The organism is Tenacibaculum skagerrakense, from assembly GCF_004345825.1.
In the GTDB taxonomy this organism is placed as follows: Bacteria; Bacteroidota; Bacteroidia; order Flavobacteriales; family Flavobacteriaceae; genus Polaribacter; species Polaribacter skagerrakensis.
This window is the reverse complement of sequence record NZ_SLXM01000003.1, coordinates 294,122-307,891: the sequence shown is the minus strand read 5'-3', so window position 1 is coordinate 307,891 and position 13,770 is coordinate 294,122. Positions and strand designations below refer to the sequence as shown.

13 protein-coding genes are annotated in these 13,770 nt (G+C 29.8%); 6 read left to right on the top strand and 7 right to left on the bottom strand.

Going from position 1 to position 13,770, the window contains the following annotated elements; genetic code table 11:
* Positions 1–8: 8 nt before the first annotated feature.
* Positions 9–1,022, bottom strand: a complete 1,014-nt coding sequence (locus tag EV195_RS07500; RefSeq protein WP_132794313.1) for a FecR family protein — start codon at positions 1,020–1,022, stop codon at positions 9–11.
* A 79-nt stretch (positions 1,023–1,101) separates the two neighbouring features.
* On the bottom strand, positions 1,102–1,668 hold the full coding sequence (locus EV195_RS07495) for an RNA polymerase sigma factor (RefSeq protein WP_132794312.1): 567 nt from the start codon (positions 1,666–1,668) through the stop codon (positions 1,102–1,104).
* 139 nt (positions 1,669–1,807) lie between these two features.
* On the opposite strand from EV195_RS07495, the gene ychF reads away from it, so the two are divergent.
* Positions 1,808–2,899, top strand: coding sequence for a redox-regulated ATPase YchF (gene ychF, locus EV195_RS07490; RefSeq protein WP_132794311.1), 1,092 nt, complete (start codon positions 1,808–1,810; stop codon positions 2,897–2,899).
* A gap of 87 nt (positions 2,900–2,986) precedes the next feature.
* Positions 2,987–3,661 carry a DUF2461 domain-containing protein gene (locus tag EV195_RS07485; protein ID WP_132794310.1) on the top strand — a complete coding sequence of 225 codons (675 nt, stop codon included), beginning with the start codon at positions 2,987–2,989 and terminating at the stop codon, positions 3,659–3,661.
* On the opposite strand, the gene EV195_RS07480 is transcribed toward EV195_RS07485, so the two are convergent.
* Complete coding sequence (locus EV195_RS07480; protein WP_132794309.1) at positions 3,627–4,988, bottom strand: MATE family efflux transporter; 1,362 nt, start codon at positions 4,986–4,988, stop codon at positions 3,627–3,629. The genes EV195_RS07485 and EV195_RS07480 overlap by 35 nt on opposite strands.
* Positions 4,989–5,048: 60 nt before the next feature.
* Here EV195_RS07480 and EV195_RS07475 point away from each other — a divergent pair, with 60 nt between their 5' ends.
* From EV195_RS07475 to EV195_RS07460, 4 genes are all read left to right on the top strand, one after another.
* Positions 5,049–5,447, top strand: a complete 399-nt coding sequence (locus EV195_RS07475; RefSeq protein WP_132794308.1) for an acyl-CoA thioesterase — start codon at positions 5,049–5,051, stop codon at positions 5,445–5,447.
* A 38-nt stretch (positions 5,448–5,485) separates the two neighbouring features.
* Positions 5,486–6,598 carry a DEAD/DEAH box helicase gene (locus EV195_RS07470; RefSeq protein WP_132794307.1) on the top strand — a complete coding sequence of 371 codons (1,113 nt, stop codon included), beginning with the start codon at positions 5,486–5,488 and terminating at the stop codon, positions 6,596–6,598.
* A 14-nt stretch (positions 6,599–6,612) separates the two neighbouring features.
* Entirely contained in the window at positions 6,613–7,239 is a 627-nt protein-coding gene (locus EV195_RS07465; protein ID WP_132794306.1) for a trimeric intracellular cation channel family protein, read from the top strand.
* Positions 7,240–7,530: 291 nt separating this feature from the next.
* Positions 7,531–8,607, top strand: a complete 1,077-nt coding sequence (locus EV195_RS07460; protein ID WP_165915701.1) for an energy transducer TonB — start codon at positions 7,531–7,533, stop codon at positions 8,605–8,607.
* Positions 8,608–8,677: 70 nt separating this feature from the next.
* Here EV195_RS07460 and EV195_RS07455 read toward each other — a convergent pair whose 3' ends face one another.
* Genes EV195_RS07455 through EV195_RS07440 form a run of 4 tightly spaced genes read right to left on the bottom strand, consistent with a single transcriptional unit; the run spans position 8,678 to position 13,763 of the window.
* Positions 8,678–10,078, bottom strand: coding sequence for a TolC family protein (locus tag EV195_RS07455; protein WP_207899778.1), 1,401 nt, complete (start codon positions 10,076–10,078; stop codon positions 8,678–8,680).
* Entirely contained in the window at positions 10,078–11,436 is a 1,359-nt protein-coding gene (locus EV195_RS07450) for an HlyD family secretion protein (protein ID WP_132794304.1), read from the bottom strand. The genes EV195_RS07455 and EV195_RS07450 overlap by 1 nt, the downstream gene beginning before the upstream one ends.
* Position 11,437: 1 nt before the next feature.
* Entirely contained in the window at positions 11,438–13,093 is a 1,656-nt protein-coding gene (locus tag EV195_RS07445) for a peptidase domain-containing ABC transporter (protein WP_132794303.1), read from the bottom strand.
* Entirely contained in the window at positions 13,086–13,763 is a 678-nt protein-coding gene (locus tag EV195_RS07440; protein WP_132794302.1) for a TetR/AcrR family transcriptional regulator, read from the bottom strand. Before EV195_RS07440 ends, EV195_RS07445 begins: the two co-directional genes overlap by 8 nt.
* Positions 13,764–13,770 lie beyond the last annotated feature (7 nt).

The window sequence follows — 13,770 nt, the reverse complement described above, 5'->3', positions numbered from 1 at the left end:
GGGTTTGGTTAATTTTTATAAACCACTAGTATACCATTTTCTTTTTGAATTTTGACATTTGCAGATTTTTTTATTGCATTTAAACAAATGGTTAAATCTGTAGTAGGTACTTTTCCTGTTATAAGAGAGCTTTTAGTTTCAGGGTTATTATACTTAAAAGTAACTCCGTAGTTATCCGATACTTTAGCTAATGCTTCAGCCAAAGTAGTATTATTAAATATAAGATTTCCTGATTTCCAAGAAACGTATTCTTCAGATATAAAGTTACTTTTGTTAACAAGTACTTTTTGTTTTTCAGACGAGTATTCGATGTAATTACCAGGAGACATATTTTCTTTATTCCCATTATTTAGGTTTAAAAGAATTGAACCTTCTTGTAAATAAACATTTGTTTTATTTTTAGATGTTTTTACATTAAACTGAGTTCCAAAGACTTCAACAGTTAAGTCATTGGTTGAAACACTAAATTTAGCTTTTGTAGCTAACTCTTTTTTTACGTTAAAAAAGGCTTCACCTTTTAATTCTATATGTCTAGGATTGTAATTTGAGTACGTTATAGAAGAGTTAGAGTTTAGAATTACAGTAGAACCATCATCTAAAACAACATTTAACATTTCTCCATAATTTGTTTTATGAGTAACTTTTGAAAATAAAGAAAATGTAAAAACACTTATAGAGACAAGTAACAACAAAGAAGCAGCTACCGAAATATACTTTACATTAGTAAGTCTGGTTTTAGTTTTTATTTGATTCTCTAATTTTTGATTCTGAATTGATTGTAGCTTTTTTTCTAGTTTTTCCCACTCAGAATCCACTTTTTCTTTTAGTACCTTTTCTTTTTTAAAATTGATACCAATAATAATATCTTTAGCTTCATCTACTAAAACTTGATTAGTAGGATGCTCATTCAACCAACTTGTCCATTTAGCTCCATTAACAGAACGAGGATTTCGCACCCATTCATTAAAAGAAGGGTCTTCAAGTAAATCTTGAATTGTAGTGTATGTTTTATTCTCAGTCAAAACAGATAACGGGTACTTTTATACATTTAACTATATAAAGAGCTTATTTTATGAAATATACTCTTTTATAATCGCAAATTTATGAATTTAATAATTTAATAATTGCCTTTTCATCTCTAAGGTTCTTAATGGCTTTATGTAATGAATTAATTACACTCTGATAATTAATACCCATAGTTTCGGCAATCTCATTTGGCTTAAAATTGCAATTGAATTTTAAATAAATGACTTCTTTTTGTCTCTTAGGTAGTTGGTTTATTAGTTTGGCGAGGTTTTTATTGCGAAATGTTAGCGATTCTTGCTTTGTAATAAATTCTTCCGGGGTGAAGCTTATGTCTACAATATTAGTGTCTATGTTTCTAACAAAAGTATATTTTTGCGATTTATGTATTTTTTTTATTATAAATCGTCTAAAAGAAGAAAATAAATAAGGAGCAATAGATTGTAAGTCGCTCAAATTTTCTTTGTGTTCAAAAATATACACAAAGAAATCTTGAAGCGCATCTTCAGTTAAAGATTCATCTCTTGAAATCTTTAATCCGTAACTATGTAGCGATGGGTAAAATCGTTTAAAAAGGATAGAGTACGAGCTTACATCTCCTTTTTTTATTGATTTCCATAAAATTTCATCTGATAAATCACCCATTAAATAAAACTTCTTTCTGGTCTAAAATAACAAAAAGACTTAATTAAATGAAAATAGCAATAGCTTTTTAAACAGAAAGAGCGTTAAAGTAAAGTAATGTGCTATATTTGCAAACGCAAAAAATATCAATTTATATTAAATGAAAGCTGGAATTGTAGGATTACCAAATGTTGGAAAATCAACTTTATTTAATTGTTTGTCTAATGCAAAAGCACAGAGCGCAAACTTTCCATTTTGTACTATTGAGCCTAACTTAGGTGTTGTTAATGTACCAGATCCGAGATTGGAAAAATTAGAAGAATTGGTAAACCCAGAAAAGGTAATTCCTGCTACTGTAGAGATAGTTGATATTGCTGGTTTAGTAAGAGGAGCTAGTAAAGGAGAAGGGTTAGGGAATCAGTTCTTAGCAAACATCAGAGAAACGGATGCTATTTTACACGTATTACGTTGTTTTGATAATGATAATATTGTTCATGTTGATGGTTCTGTAGATCCTATTAGAGATAAAGAAACTATTGATATAGAACTACAATTAAAGGATTTAGAAGCCGTTGAAAAGCGATTAGAAAAAGTAAAGAGAGCGGCTAAAACTGGAAATAAGGAAGCGCAAGCAGAGTTAGCTTTGTTAGAGAAGGTTCAAGCTGTTTTATTAGAGGGTAAATCAGTTAGAACTATTGAGTTTACTGAAAAAGAAGAAGAGCTAGTAAAATCTATGCAATTTATTACCGCTAAGCCAGTAATGTATGTGTGTAATGTAGATGAATCTTCTGCTAAAGATGGGAATGAATATGTTGATAAAGTAAAAGAAGCAGTAAAAGATGAAGATGCAGAAATCATTGTGTTAGCTGTAGCTACTGAAGCTGATATTGCTGAGTTAGAAGATTATGAAGAGCGTCAAATGTTTTTATCTGACATAGGATTAGAAGAACCAGGAGTGTCTCGTTTAATTCGTTCTGCTTACAAATTGTTAAACTTACAAACGTATTTTACAGCAGGAGTTAAAGAAGTAAGAGCTTGGACAATTCCTGTGGGAGCAACTGCACCTCAAGCTGCAGGAGTTATTCATACAGATTTTGAAAAAGGTTTCATTAGAGCAGAAACAATAAGTTATAATGATTATGAAACTTATGGAAGTGAAGCTAAAGTAAAAGAAGCAGGTAAAGTTAGAGTAGAAGGTAAGGAATATATTGTAGCTGATGGTGATGTAATGCACTTTAGATTTAATGTTTAAAAATAATTTTCACTAAAATATTTAAAAAGCTCAAAGTCGTTAGATTTTGAGCTTTTTTGTATTTTGTACTCATATTAAAAAACAACCATGCAGATAGAAAAATCAACCTTTCAATTCTTACAAAAATTAGCAAGTAATAATAACCGCGATTGGTTTACAGAGCATAAAGATGAATTTGATCAGGTGCAAAAGCACGTAAAATTGTTTTATAAAGTAATTCAAGAAACGTTACAAATGCACGATGAAATAGAAAAGCATAAGTTTTTTAGAATATATAGAGACGTTCGTTTTTCAAAAGATAAAACACCTTATAAAGCACATTTTGCAGGCTCATTTTCTAGAAGTGGTACACATTTAAGAGGTGGTTACTATTTGCGTTTAAAGCCTGGAGAAAGTTTTTTAGCAGGTGGTTTTTGGGAACCAAATAAAGAAGATTTATATCGAATCAGAAAAGAAATAGAAATCGATGCTTCTGAATTTAGAGAAATTTTAGCCGATAAAGAATTTCAGAAATACTTTGGAGGTAAATTTGAAGGAGAAGAATTAAAAACAGCTCCAAAAGGATTTGATAAAACACATCCTGATATCGATTTAATTAGAAAGAAAGGATATATAGCTATTAGAAATTTTACTGATGAAGAAGTTCTATCAAATAATTTTTTATCTGAAATAGATGCCTCATACAAAGCTTTGCGTCCTTTTTTCGATTTAATGAGTTCTGTATTAACTACAAATCTGAATGGTGAGAGCTTGTTAAGCTAAGTTTTTGTATTTCTTTTCTAACATAAATATATGTTACTATAGTAGCTAATAAATCAGCTATTGGGAAAGAAAACCAAATTCCTTCTAAACCAAAAAACATTGGTAAAACAATAAGAAAAGGAATTAAAAATATAGACTGTCTCAGTAACGTTAATACTAACGCTGGTTTAGCTTTACCCACAGCTTGAAAATAAGAAGCCCCCACTAATTGAAAAGCAATGAAAGGAGTTGCTAATAAAGTGGTTAAAATAGCATTAGGAGTTTGATTTAATAAATTAGCATCATTAGTAAATACGCTAGTCATTTCGTAATTAAAGAAATAAACAGCCAAGAAGATAAACACACAAATAATTGTACCATACTTATTGGCAGTATATAAAACTTCTTTTACTCTGCCATATAAATTTGCGCCATAATTATAACCAGCTATAGGCAAGAAACCTTGTACAATTCCAAAAACAGGGAAGAAAATAAACATCATTAAACGGTTGATGATTCCAAATACAGCAACAGATGATTCATTCCCATATTTAAACAAAGAGTAGTTGAGAATGATTGTTAATATACTAACAGTTCCTTGACGTACAAGTGTTATACTACCTAATGAGCTAATTTCTGAAACAATACTTTTTTCTAATTTTAAGTAGCTAATTCCTATTTTTAAATTACTCTTTTTAGATAATAAAAAACCTAAAATAAAAAGTCCACAAACAGCATAAGCTATAGAGGTTGCTAATCCAGCACCAAACATTCCCCAATCAAAAATCTTAATGAATACGATATCCAATAGTATGTTAGCAATTGCAGGTAGAATTAGTGCTATCATTGCATATGTTGGCTTCCCTAAGGCTCTAATAATAGGATTTCCCATCATGGCAAACGCTAAAAAAGGAGCACCAATAATTATAATTCTAAAGTAAGGAATAGCAGGAGCTAATATATTTCCATTGGCTCCAAATAGTTTTAGAACATGTTCTTCAAAAAGCAAACAAATTGTAACCAAAAAAATAGAAGATAACGTTGTTAAACTAAACTGATTTCCAAAAACTTTCTTAGCTTTTTCAACATTATCAGCACCTAGAGCAAGTGAGATAACCGAGCTACCTCCAATTCCTATAGCCATTCCTATAGAGGATATTAAAAAACCGATAGGAAGAACAACCGTTATGGCTGCTATAGCTAAAACTCCAATCCACTGACCAACAAAAATTGTGTCGACAATCATGTTGATAGACATTACCAGTATACCAATGGCAGCAGGAATTGATTGTTTAAGTAATAACTTACTTACTTTCTCTGTAGAAAGCTCATTGGCTATTTGGTTCATAATTGAAATTTAAAAAGCAAATTAACAAAATAATAGACTTAGTTATGTATGTTTGTTAGTATGAATTCAAATAAAGTTTTTAGCACTACTAGGAAAGTAATATCAGAAGAGATTGATGAGCTAAATCATGTAAATAACGTTGTTTATGTACAATGGGTGCAGGATATTGCTAAACTACATTGGGCAGAACTAGTTAAAGATAGCCCTCAAGAGAATGATTTAATTTGGGTAGTCTTTCGACATGAAATTGATTATAAAAATCAGGCGATGTTGGATGATGTAGTAACGTTAAAAACGTGGGTTGGAGAAACTGCAGGAGTAAAATCGGTTAGACATGTAGAAATATATAAAGATGATAAAATCTTAGTTAAAGCGAAAACTACATGGTGTTTGTTAGATGCAAAAACATTTCGTCCTACCAGAATTACAGAAAACATTTATAATCTGCTTTTACCATAGAAATAAGCGTACCTTTGCGGCATTAAAATACTATAATCATGTCGTCATTTGCAGCACTCGGTGTCCGTAAAGAATTTATTAAAGGGTTAAATGAATTAGGGATAAAGCAACCTACCGAAATTCAAGAGAAAACAATACCTTATTTATTACAAGAGAAAGCCGATTTTATTGGTTTAGCTCAAACAGGTACTGGTAAAACAGCTGCATTTGGACTGCCTATTTTACATCAAATAAATCCAAAGTCAGAAACTATTCAAGCGTTGATTTTATCGCCAACAAGAGAATTAGTTCAACAAATTAAGAAGCAACTTTTTAAGTTCACTAAATATGTTGATGATAAAATATTTTTAGAAGGAGTTTATGGAGGTGAAAAAATTGAAAGACAAATTAAAAACTTAAAAAGAACCACGCATATTGTTGTGGCTACTCCTGGTAGATTAATTGATTTAATTGAACGTGGAGAAATCGATTTAAAAAACATAAAAACGCTTGTACTAGATGAAGCAGATGAAATGCTAAGCATGGGTTTCAAGCAAGAAATCAACAGGATTTTAAAATACACATCTGGAGATAGAAAAACATGGTTATTTTCTGCAACAATGCCAGAAGAAATTAAACGTATTGTTAAAAGTTATATGAATATCAATGCAAAGCGAGTTGAAATTAATCCGTTATCAATAGTAAATGAAAATATTACTCACTTTTATTCTTTAACTACACTTCCTACAAAAAATGAAGCAATTATTTCTTTCTTAGAAACGAGACCAAACGATAGAGGTATTCTTTTTACTAGAACAAAAGCAGGTGCTAGAAAACTTACTAAAGAATTATTAGATGAAGGTTTTACAGTAGGAGTTTTAGAAGGTGATATGAAGCAAATAGAAAGAGATAAAGTAATGAGAGCTTTTAAAAATCAAAGTTTACAATACTTGATTTCTACAGATGTTGCAGCCAGAGGAATAGATGTTCAAAATCTAAACTTTGTAATTCATTATCAGCTCCCAGAGAAAATGGAATATTATACGCACAGAAGTGGTAGAACCGCTAGAGCAGGAGATAAGGGTATTTCTATTGCTTTTATTTTATCGAATGAGTTAGAGCAAATTCATCAATTACAAAGTAAACTAAACATCCAATTTATTGAAAGATAATATTTAGCTTTAGAATGGACGTAATCTATGTTATTGATATTTTAGGAACTTTTGCTTTCGCAATTAGTGGAGCTCTTGTAGCTTCAAAAAAGGAATTTGATCTTTTTGGAGTAATCATTTTGGCTTTTGTTACTGCTGTTGGAGGAGGTATGCTAAGAGATATTTTAATCAATTCGCATCCAATTAATTGGATTGGTGATTTAAATTACATTTATACAATACTTACTGCAGTAGTTTGTACTTTTTTATTTAAAAGTAAAATAGCTCCACTTAGAAAAACCTTTTTCTTATTTGATACCATTGGTATTAGTGTTTTTACTTTACTAGGATTACAAAAAGGGTTAAGCTTAAATTTACCTGCCATAGTTGCTATTATCATGGGAATGGTTTCGGCTGTATTTGGTGGTGTAATAAGAGATGTCTTGTCTAGAGAAGTTCCTTTAATATTTAAAAAAGAAATTTATGCTTCTGCATGTTTAACTGGTGGATTAATTTATTTACTAATGAAGCAAATTGGAGTTAATGAGAATGTTAACTTCATTATATCTGCGATTGTTATTATTACTATAAGAACAGTTTCGGTAATATATAAACTACAGCTACCAAAAATCAAAGACGATATTTTTACTAGAAACCAATAACTTCTTCACTTACCAATTCTATATACAATATCTATATAGATTATCAATTCTTTTTTACGGATATTATATTATTTAGATTGATTTAGTTGTGAATATATATTCAATAAACGTTTTTATTAAATGTTTATCATATTTAAGCTTATTTCTTTATAAATTTAATAATTACAAATACCATTCGTCTAAAAAATAATGCTATTTACCGAAACTATTTAGCTAATTGAGTATTATACAATGTTGATTTTGTATCAGTTGATTACTTTTATAACTGTAAAACAAACACCCTTAGAAATTATGGTTAAAAAAGCATTACTTACAATTTTGATTATCTGTACTACTCAGGTTATTGCACAATCAAACAAGACATGTGATAAGCAAGAAGAAGTTGCATTAGATTTAAACAGTATAACTAAATGTTCTATTGAAAAGGATGATGCTGAAAACAAAGAAGCTAAAGTAGCTGTTCAAGTAACTTCTAGAAGAAGAGTGGTTAGAAAAAGAGATGAAGCAACTGGAATTATGACGAATGATTATTCTCACAAATTAAATAAAATTAAAGAGAAGGCTGAAGTTGTAAATTTAAGTATTGATAAATCTGCGGGGATGAAAGTTATTCCTTTTGACTATGTAGATGAAATTCCACTATTTAAAGATTGTGAAAGTGTTGCTACCTATAGACAAGAGAAATGTTTTAAAGAAGAATTATCAAATCATATTAGAAAAAATTTAAAATATCCTGAGAGTTCTTATGATAGAGGGATACAGGGAAGAGTTCTTGTACATTTTATAATCGACAAAGAAGGAAATGTTGATAAGATGAAAATTGTTTCTCCATATAAAGGAGAGGAGCTAGGTAAAGAAGCTGAAAGAATTATGAAGAAGTTACCAAAGTTTATACCTGGAAAGCATTCAGGGACACCAGTAACAGTAAAATACGGATTACCAATTACTTTTAGAATTCCAGGAGTTAAGCCTTCAAATATTAGAAAAGAACCTAAAAAAGAAGTTGTTACTACAATATATGACTTTAAAGATGTTGAGAGAATTCCTCAATTCAAGTCTTGTAGTTCTTCTGGAGATAGCTCTTTAGATTGTTTTAACAAGAACTTAGTAGAGCATATACAAGATAACTTTGCGTACCCTACAGAAGCTATCGATAAAAACATAGAAGGTAAAGTTTATGTGAAATTCGTAGTGAATACTGATGGAGAAGTAGTTAACATTGAGGCTAAAGGTCCTGCTGACGGAGCTTCATTAGAAAAAGCAGCAAAAGAATTAGTAGAAAAATTACCAGAGTTCAAAGCTGCTGAAAAGAATGGAAAGAAAGTAAACACTAGCTATTCGTTCCCAGTAGTATTTAAATTAAACTAGAGAGACTATATACTTTTTAACTTTAACCATATGTAAAAAAACTGTCCTAAATTTTAGGACAGTTTTTATTTTATTCGGTAAATTGATTGTTTACGATTTGGTATAAGGAAGCTTTCGCTCCAAAATACTTATTGTAATTATCAATTACTTTTAACTCTGTTTCAATTAGCTTGGCTTCTCTGTAATTAATTCTAAATAAAGAGCCTTCTCCTAAGAGAAACATTTTTTCTTCAGATTTTACCAATACTCTGTAATCTTCTATAAGATTATTTAATATTTGATTTTGACTTAGATAAGAGCTAATTTCATTTTGTACAGCATTAATTTTATTGGATATGTTTGTTTTATTAGCTGAGATTACAAAATCAATATCCTGCAACTTTAATCTGGCTAACTTTAAATCTGAACGTTCTTTTCTCAGAAATAAAGGGATACTTACATTCAATCCTGCCTTGTAATTATCGGTGTCTAAGTTAGATAAATCTCCAAATTTTGAGGTTAAAAAATTATATTCTACATCAACCTTAGGTAATAAATTATTCAACTTTAAACGCTTGTCAATAATTAAATTAGCTTTCTTATACTCTAAAGACCTAACTTTAACATGATTATCTACAATAGTTTGATTATTATTTAATGTAGTAGTATCTAAAGTATTATCAATATCATTTAAAGTATTTGTGTCAGGAATAATATCATTTTCAAGCTCTAAAGGTATATTATCTTCCAACCATAAATAATTTGCTAGTTTAAGTTTAGACTTTATATAATTTAGTTTTGCTTTTTCTAAATCTAATATTCTATTGTTAAGATTGATGTTAGCTTCTAAGGTATCTATGGCTGGTTTATCACCTTCATCATAACTTCTTTTAACATTATTAAGTCGTTGTTCTGCATTCTTTAAAAAAGAGGTATAAGTGTTTTGTTTTTCATACTCTTTTAACCAATCAAAATAAGTGATAATTGCCTCGTATAAAATATCATTTACCAACATTTGCTGATCAGCTCTAGCTTGCGAATTATAAATTTTAGCTTTTTTTAGTGTTGCCATTCGTTCATTGGTTAATAAACCACGAGCTAACGAAGCAGAAACACCTGCGCTATATAATCCGTCTTCAGGAACCGTTAATTCAGGATTTAAATACACTCCAGAGTTTTTCTCGTAATTACCTTTAAATTCAAGTCCATACCAAGTAGGTATTTTAAACGTAGCATTTAATTTGTTAAAGTAGTCAGTACTTTTAAACTTCTTACGATTATAATCAACATCGATTTTAGGATCGAAAGCTCCACGAGCTTTCAATAATTTAATTTCTCCTTCTGTAGTTTTTAACTGAGCTTGTTTTACAATTGGATGAAACTTTTTCACATATCCAATATACTCTTTTAAAGATAGTACATTGTCTATATCTGATTGAGAAAAAGCTACATAGCTAGTTAATATTAATAAATAACTAAAGACTTTATTCATTACTTTTCCTTTTTAGTCTTATTATCAGCTTTATTTTCTGGTTGGTAAAAGTTAGGAGGGAAGCTGTTAATTTGTCTCCAAAGCTCAAACCAAATAGGAACATTTTCTAACAGAGCAATAGTTTTGGCTCCAGATCCCACACGAATAGCTTCTGGCCAAGGCTCTGTATTCTTATTCGGAGCTAATAGTACTCGATACATTCCATTATCACTGATAAAATTTTCAATAGCTACTACTTTTGCTCCATAGGTACCATAAGAAACGTTTGGCCATCCGCTAAATACAATAGCAGGCCACCCATCAAATTGTACACGTACGTCCTCATCTATATGTATTAAAGGTAAATCGATAGGTCTCACAAACATTTCAACAGCTAATTCATAATTAGCAGGCATAATTCCAACTAATTGTTCACCTTCTTTAAAGGTTTCTCCAATACCTGACTTTATAGCTTTATTAATATAACCATCTTGAGGTGCTGTAATGTACAGTAAGCTATTTCTCCTTGTATAATTCGCAACATTAGTTTCTAGCTTAGAAACTTGTGCTCTTGTGTCTAAAGCAGCAGATTTTGCAGTAAATAAATCACTATTAGCCTTAGCTATTTTATCATCGTAACTAGCATTTATTGTAGAAATATCTATTGTAGCATTGATCACATTATTTTGTGATGCTAGGTATTTATTTTGCTGAGATATTAATTTTGCATTAGCTTCTTGAAATTTTGATCGCTTTTCTTCAACATCTTTTACAGCTTTTAAGCCTTCTTTTTGCAAATTAACAGCACGTTCAAATTGTGTTTTTGCAATTGCAATATTGGTTTCAACAGCTTTTAAATCAATACTATCGCTCTTAACCTTTAAATGAGCTTGTAATAGTTTATTGTTTGCATGTTGTAACTTTAACTTTTTCTCACGCTGTAAGGCATTTATCTGTCTTTCTAAAGCAGCAACTTTACTATTATAAGCATCAACAGAAAGATTTTTTACATCTAATTGTTGTTGAGTTCTTTCAGTTAATCTGCTATCAAAATAATCACTCTTAATTTCAGATATTCTTAGAATGGTATCTCCTTTTTTCACAAAATCACCTTCTCTTACAAACCACTCTTCAATTCTACCAGGTATTTGAGATTGTAAAGTTTGAGGTCTTTGATTAGGCTTTAACGTTGTAACATTGCCTTTACTAGAAATATTCTGTGTCCATGGTAAGAATAGTATTATCAGTAAAATAAATGAAAAAGCTAATAAAAACTTTCTAAATGTCTTATAGTATTCTTTCGTAAAGATGCTTTTCCCTGATTTGTACTTTGTCAAATCAACATTTTTTGAAACGGGATTGTTAGATATATTTAGCATTTTATTTCTGTTTAATTTGACCTTTTTCTAAAGTTATTAATTTGTTACATTGTTTTTTCCAATTAGGATTACTACTCACAACAATTAAACTCCACGGTCTTTCTTTACTTGTCAAATAGTTGATGATTTCTTTCGTTTCTTCCTGTTGGAACTGATCTAATGGATCTTCAAGAATTAACAATTTTGGTTTTTTTACGATTGCTCTTGCTAAGATTAATTTCTTAGCAATTGTATAGGCTATTTGTTTCCCCTCAGGATAAATAATAGTATTTAATCCATTTGGCTGAATTTTTAAGAAATCATTAAGTCCTACAATTTTTAAAGCTTCATAAATCTCTTGATCACTAATTTCATTATTACCAAAAGTAATATTCTCTCTAATGGTAGCTTCAAAAGGCGTTTCTTCTGATAACGATAACCCTAAATTAGATCGATATGAGTTTAGATGTAAACTTTGAACTGATAAATTGTTAATGTAAATGTGTCCAGAAGTTGGCTCGTTTACTGCAGCTATAAGTTGTAAAAGACTAGACTTTCCTGAACCACTCTCACCTTGTACCAATATTCTATCTGTACTATTTATTTCTAATGAAATATTATTTAATATTGGTAGTTTTCTATTGGATACTTCGTAAGATGCATCCTGTAAATGAATGTGTAGGTCTCCCTCAACGGTCTCTCCACTTTGTAACTCTATTGGTTTATCTACTACTTGACCTAACTTTTCTATAGAGGTTAATACATCATAAAAAGATTCAAGTCCAAGTATTAATTTTTCAACTGAGTTGATGACTAAAAGAACAATAATTTCAGCAGCCACAAACTGTCCGATATTCATTTTCTGATCTAGCACTAAAAACCCTCCAATCAATAACAACCCAGCTGTAACCAATACTTTAAAGCTAATCATCTGTATAAATTGAATGATCAAAATTTTGAAGTGGCTTTCCCTTGAATCTAAATATTTATACACTAAACTGTCATTTTTATCAAGTGCTAAACTGGTTTTTCCTGAAAGTTTAAAGCTAACTACCGATCGAGCTACCTCTTGTAACCAATGTGCTACTTTATATTTATTCTTAGATTCATCTAAACTTGTTTCAATTCCTTTTTGTGCTGTAAGTTTAAACAAGCTGTAAATCAACACCATTAAAAGCAAGCCAAAAATGATAAAGAACGGGTGGTAAAACGATAATAATAGCATTGCAAAAATAATCTGCAAAAATGCAGAAGGAACGTCTATTAAGATTTTTGATAATCCTTTTTGAATTGTTAGAGTATCAAAAAAACGATTAGCTAGTTCAGGTAGATAATAGTTTCTTAATTCCTTCATTTTAATTTTAGGAAATCTATAGCTTAATTCAAAAGAAGCTCTTGTAAAGATTCGTTGTTGAATTGTTTCTATTATTCTTAGCTGCATTAATTTTAAAACTCCAGAAAATACAACACCTAATGTTACTAAAACCACTAGAACAATCCAAGAAACAGAAACTTGTGCTCCTTGTAATAAATTAATAATTGCCTGTATTCCTAGGGGAAGGGATAATGAAACTAACCCTTCGAAAATAGCATAATATGATATTTGAAAAATATCTTTTCTTTCTAATTTTAGTAATCCTAAAAAACGCTTCCAGGGAGTTAAGTTTGAATTAGTCATTAGTTAAAGTTTTTAGAATTAAGTCAGTGTAAAAATTTGTTGGTGTAATATCATCATTACAATTAGTAATAGTTGTAAAATGAAGTTTTATAAATTGTTGATGTAAAGCTCCTTCTGTAATAGAACTTGCTAAACTAAGAGGATAAGGATACTTATTGTTGAGTTCTGAAATCATATCAGCCAATCTTCTAACTACTCTTTTATAAGAAAGAAAATATCCTTGTTTATTTTCTGAATCCACACTTTTCGTTAAGTACGATTTTGAATTTTCATTTATAATAATGCGATTCAAAATAACCTCGTTAATGTGTGAAAAGTTATTATCCTCTTCTGTTGTTCTTGTAACCACATCAATTGCTTGGATAAGTTTTTCTTGTGAATCTTTAATACTAAAAGTTTCTACAACTAGTTGATATTCAATCCAAGTCCAATACCATGCACTTAGATATATTAACAGCATGTGTTTACTCTCAAAATATCTATATATTGAACTTTCATTAGAATTTATTAACTGTCCTAATTTTTTAAAGGTAAAATCCTCAAAGCCTATTTCATCAATTAATAGGATACTATTTTCAATAATTTTTTTTCCTAATTCAGACGACTCAGGGTTCTTAATATAAATACCTTCAGGAACTTCTATTTTAATATTTGGAAGTAAACTATCCATTTTTGAT

What these genes read in the sequence shown, in the direction of transcription:
- EV195_RS07495 (WP_132794312.1), bottom strand. Translation starts at nt 1,668, where the DNA reads ATGGGTGATTTATCAGATGAAATTTTATGGAAATCAATAAAAAAAGGA.
- ychF (WP_132794311.1), top strand. Translation starts at nt 1,808, where the DNA reads ATGAAAGCTGGAATTGTAGGATTACCAAATGTTGGAAAATCAACTTTA.
- EV195_RS07485 (WP_132794310.1), top strand. Translation starts at nt 2,987, where the DNA reads ATGCAGATAGAAAAATCAACCTTTCAATTCTTACAAAAATTAGCAAGT.
- EV195_RS07480 (WP_132794309.1), bottom strand. Translation starts at nt 4,988, where the DNA reads ATGAACCAAATAGCCAATGAGCTTTCTACAGAGAAAGTAAGTAAGTTA.
- EV195_RS07475 (WP_132794308.1), top strand. Translation starts at nt 5,049, where the DNA reads ATGAATTCAAATAAAGTTTTTAGCACTACTAGGAAAGTAATATCAGAA.
- EV195_RS07470 (WP_132794307.1), top strand. Translation starts at nt 5,486, where the DNA reads ATGTCGTCATTTGCAGCACTCGGTGTCCGTAAAGAATTTATTAAAGGG.
- EV195_RS07465 (WP_132794306.1), top strand. Translation starts at nt 6,613, where the DNA reads ATGGACGTAATCTATGTTATTGATATTTTAGGAACTTTTGCTTTCGCA.
- EV195_RS07460 (WP_165915701.1), top strand. Translation starts at nt 7,531, where the DNA reads ATGGTTAAAAAAGCATTACTTACAATTTTGATTATCTGTACTACTCAG.
- EV195_RS07455 (WP_207899778.1), bottom strand. Translation starts at nt 10,078, where the DNA reads ATGAATAAAGTCTTTAGTTATTTATTAATATTAACTAGCTATGTAGCT.
- EV195_RS07450 (WP_132794304.1), bottom strand. Translation starts at nt 11,436, where the DNA reads ATGCTAAATATATCTAACAATCCCGTTTCAAAAAATGTTGATTTGACA.
- EV195_RS07445 (WP_132794303.1), bottom strand. Translation starts at nt 13,093, where the DNA reads ATGACTAATTCAAACTTAACTCCCTGGAAGCGTTTTTTAGGATTACTA.
- EV195_RS07440 (WP_132794302.1), bottom strand. Translation starts at nt 13,763, where the DNA reads ATGGATAGTTTACTTCCAAATATTAAAATAGAAGTTCCTGAAGGTATT.